General features: G+C 65.7%; 3 protein-coding genes. 1 reads left to right on the top strand and 2 read right to left on the bottom strand.

The window, feature by feature from the left end; all coding sequences use genetic code 11:
* A partial coding sequence (locus Q0A33_RS04055) for an SdrD B-like domain-containing protein (protein ID WP_291793491.1) occupies positions 1–1,557 on the bottom strand: 1,557 nt, incomplete at its 3' end.
* A gap of 398 nt (positions 1,558–1,955) precedes the next feature.
* Between Q0A33_RS04055 and Q0A33_RS04050 the strand changes: the two genes are divergently transcribed.
* Positions 1,956–2,864: a cation transporter gene (locus tag Q0A33_RS04050; RefSeq protein ID WP_291793488.1), complete on the top strand. Its 909-nt coding sequence runs from the start codon at positions 1,956–1,958 to the stop codon at positions 2,862–2,864.
* A 62-nt stretch (positions 2,865–2,926) separates the two neighbouring features.
* Here the strand turns inward: Q0A33_RS04050 and Q0A33_RS04045 are convergent.
* The coding region (locus tag Q0A33_RS04045) for a YbdK family carboxylate-amine ligase (protein WP_291793485.1) at positions 2,927–3,723 on the bottom strand (797 nt) is incomplete at its 5' end.

Genomic DNA, 3,723 nt, shown 5'->3' with positions numbered 1-3,723 from the left:
GTAGGAGATGTCGGTCGGCTGTCCCTCGAAGCCGTCTTCGGGGGTGAAGGTGATGGAGCCGTCCTCGTTCACCGTCCAGGTGCCCTCGCCGGGAACGACGAGTTCCTTGACGGGGTCACCGTTGGGGTCGGTGATGTTGACCGTGCCGGGGACGAGTCCCTCGGAGTCGTTGTCGAGGACTGGGACGGTGACGGGGTCGCCGATGGTGTTGCCGTGCGACTCATCATCGGTGGCCTCCGGAGCCAGTACGAAGCCGGCATCGGTGTCGCTGTTCTCCGGGTTTGCAGAGTCGATCGACACGACGCCGGACTCGCCATTGGCATCAATATCGGAATCCGCTGCGCGGTCATCGCCTGCGCCCGAGGTGGTCGGAACCATGCCCTCGGGAGCGCTGACCCGCACCTTGTACTCGCCGTAGGGGAGGTCCTCGAACACGTAGTTGCCATCGGTGTCCGTCGTGGTCGTGATGGGGTTGCCATCGGCGTCGAGGACCGGGTTGCCATCGGCGTCGAGCAGTTCGATCACGACATCGGCGATACCGGGTTCGCCCTCGTCCTGGATGCCGTCGCCGTTCGTGTCGCTCCAGACTCTGTCACCGATCCGGCCGTTCTCCGGCAGGCGGAGCGAGACGCGCTGCAGATCGGCGTTCTGCGAGTCGGTGCGGTCGTTGGCGAGGTTGCGCTCGGACAGGGTGGTGTTGAGGCCGTTGACCCCATCGAAGCGGCTGCCGTCATTGACGAAGTAGGCGGCACCGGTTCCGTAGTCCGCAGTGGAGTATGCCGAGAAGGGTGTGGCGTGTGCGGAGATGTCGAAGGTGACCTCAGAGTAGGTGCCCTTGAGGATGACAGAACCGCAGCCGGCTGATGCGGTGCGCGGGCTCGCCTGGCGCGTACCGGGCTGCTGCTGCGGGTTCTCGTTGCAGTTCGTCCACGTGTTGAGGTCGTCCACGGTGAGTGAGGTCGCGTCCGCGGACAGGTTGACCGCTCCGCCGGAGACACTTGCGAAGGTCACTCCCTCGGTAGCGAGGCTCCAGTCAGTGGTGTTGAAGGAACCCCGCGCGCCGCTGTTGCCGTTGCTGTTGGCCGGGGTTGCCCACACGAAGCCGCCGAGACCGGAAATGTCGAGCACCATGTCCGTGACCGGCTTGGAGAAGTTCAGAGTGAGCTGACCCACATCGCAGGCGCCGTTTTGGTTCTGGTGAGCCGCTGTGCCCAGCGCTCCACCACACCCAGCGGAGCCATTGGTGTAGAGGCCGAGTGCGGGGAGATCCGCAGGGTTAGGCGCACCGAGGAAGTTCGCCGCCGTGGCACGGTACGCACCCTGGTTCGTGCCGTTGCCGAACACGGATGTCGAGGGGCTTCGGTCGGAGTTCTCCGCAAAGCTGGCTTCGACCTCCACGCCGCCCAGCCGGGAGGGGAGGAGCGTCTCTGCGCTGTGATAGGAAGCGCCGCCGTTCGTGGGCGAATACTGAGTGGTGACGTTGTCACCGGTCATCGTCCACGCGTCGTTGAACACGTAGCCGTTCTGCGTGACTGCTGCCGCTGGCGCTGCGGTCATGACCGAGGTTGCGGTGAGTGCGCCGGACGCGAGGGCTAGCGTGCCGAGTGCGGAGGCAACGCGCTTCAGGCGTGAACGCTGCCCCCCGTGCTTGGGCGGTGGATGTTGAGTCGACATCAGTGCCTTCCATGGTTGTGCGAAATGAGGCCGCTGTGCAGCTGGGCTTCCTTGGTGGCCTGGAATCCCGAAAGCTGATTCCGAGGAAGAGGGCCGCCTTGCATGTTACCCCCTCCGGCGCGCTGATGACATGCCTGTCCGCCCTGGAGTGGTAATCTTGGCCGTGTGTCTCACACGGCATGCGCGTGCTGGTGGAATCCAATGATGTTCGGGTGGTGCCCGGGAGCCTCCGGGCCCGGTGCCCTGCGGCGGCCCGCAGGTGAGAGCGAGGAAGGGCGGTCGTGGACAGCGAGAAGAAGGCACTGACAGTCTCACTCACGGGCATTCTCACGGTGGCGGCGCTGGGGATCGGCTTCGGCCTGCTGTCCGGCTCCTATGCCATCGCTTTCGACGGGATGATCTCGCTTGTCGACGCGATCATGTCGCTTGTGTCCATCCAGGTTGCCGGACTCATCACTCGTTCGCTCTTGCGCGGCCCCTCGTCTCTCTTCGGGGTGGGCTACTGGCACCTGGAGCCTTTTGTCCTTGCTCTGAACGCGCTCCTCATGATGGCCGTCACTGGCTATGCGCTCGTCCAGGCGGTGCTCGCGCTCTTCTCCGGCGGGCGAGCGGTGGAGTTCGGTCCGGCTGTCGTGTACGCGGTGGTCGTGGTGATCCTGACAGTCTCCTTTGCCGTGGTCGAACACCGGGCGAATCGGAAGATCGGTTCGGCGCTGGTGGCCATGGACGTGAAGGGCTGGATCATGACCGGCGGAGTAACCGGAGCGCTGCTGCTTGCGTTCGTGCTCGGAGCAGTGCTCGACGCTCGGGGTCAGGATCAGCTCACGCCTTATGTGGATCCGGCCGTGCTCGTGCTAGTGGCGATTGTCCTGCTGCCAATCCCGGTCCCTACTCTGCGGAGGGCCGTGCGTGAGATAGCGCTCGTGACTCCGAGCTCATTGCGTGCAGAGGCCGAGGCGGTTGCCGAGCGCACCGCGCACACCCACGGGTTCAGCTCTTCCGCGGTCTATCCGGTGCAGGTCGGGCGTTCTCGGCAGGTGGAGATCGTGTTCCTCGTGCCGGAGAAGGCTGACGTCAAGCCCCTGCAGGAGTGGGATCGGATCCGCCGTGAGGTGGGCGCCGAACTCGGTGCCGAGGATCCCAACAACTGGATCACTGTCGCGTTCACTACCGACCCGCAGCTGCTCTGATCGAAACGGCCGGGGAGGAGGCCGTCCTCCGAAGAACCGTGCACGATGAACAGCGGTGCTCTTCACGGCCTCCCGGCGCGGAACTCCTCGACCAGCAGCCCGGCGACGTCCTTGAGGTCGCCCGTGCGCGCAAGACGCTCGCGCTGACGCTGGTAGCCGGCGCCCCAGGCGGCGAAGGAGGTCATGAGCTCCCGCTCCTCCTCGCACTCCAGCCGGGCGGCGACGGGACGCAGCCGGACCACCTCGTCGGCGATGACCTCGGTGACGAGGCGTTCGTCCGCCGCCGCATTCTCGATGATGATGGCGTCCATGCCGTAGCGGGCCGCCCGCCACTTGTTCTCCACATGGAACCAGTCCGGCATCGTCGGCAGCGTCTCGCCGCGGTCCAGCCGCTCCGAGAAGTCGTCCACGAGGCACTGCACGAAGGCGGTGACCGCGGCGAGCTCCGCCGTGGTGGCCAGACCGTCGCACACGCGCACCTCGATGGTGCCCCAGCCCGGAGCCGGCCGGATGTCCCAGCGGATCTCGTTGAGCTGGTCGATGACGCCGGTGTGGAGCATGTCCTGGACGTACTTCTCGTAGCCTGCCCAGTCCTGGAACTGGTAGGGCAGTCCGGCGGTGGGCAGCTGCTGGAACATCATTGCGCGATTCGAGGCGTAGTGGGTGTCCGTCGCCTCCCAGAAGGGGGAGGAGGCGCTCACCGCCTGCAGGTGGGGGACATAGGCGAGCAGCGCATTGAGGATCGGGAGGACCTTCGCGCGGGAATCGATGCCCACGTGCGTGTGCACGCCGTATATGAGCATGTGGCGGCCCCACCACTGGGTGCGGTTGATGAGCTCCGCATACCGCTCCTTGTCCG

This window comes from Brevibacterium sp., from assembly GCF_022712115.1.
In the GTDB taxonomy this organism is placed as follows: Bacteria; Actinomycetota; Actinomycetes; order Actinomycetales; family Brevibacteriaceae; genus Brevibacterium; species Brevibacterium salitolerans.
This window is presented reverse-complemented; position numbering and strand designations above follow the sequence as displayed.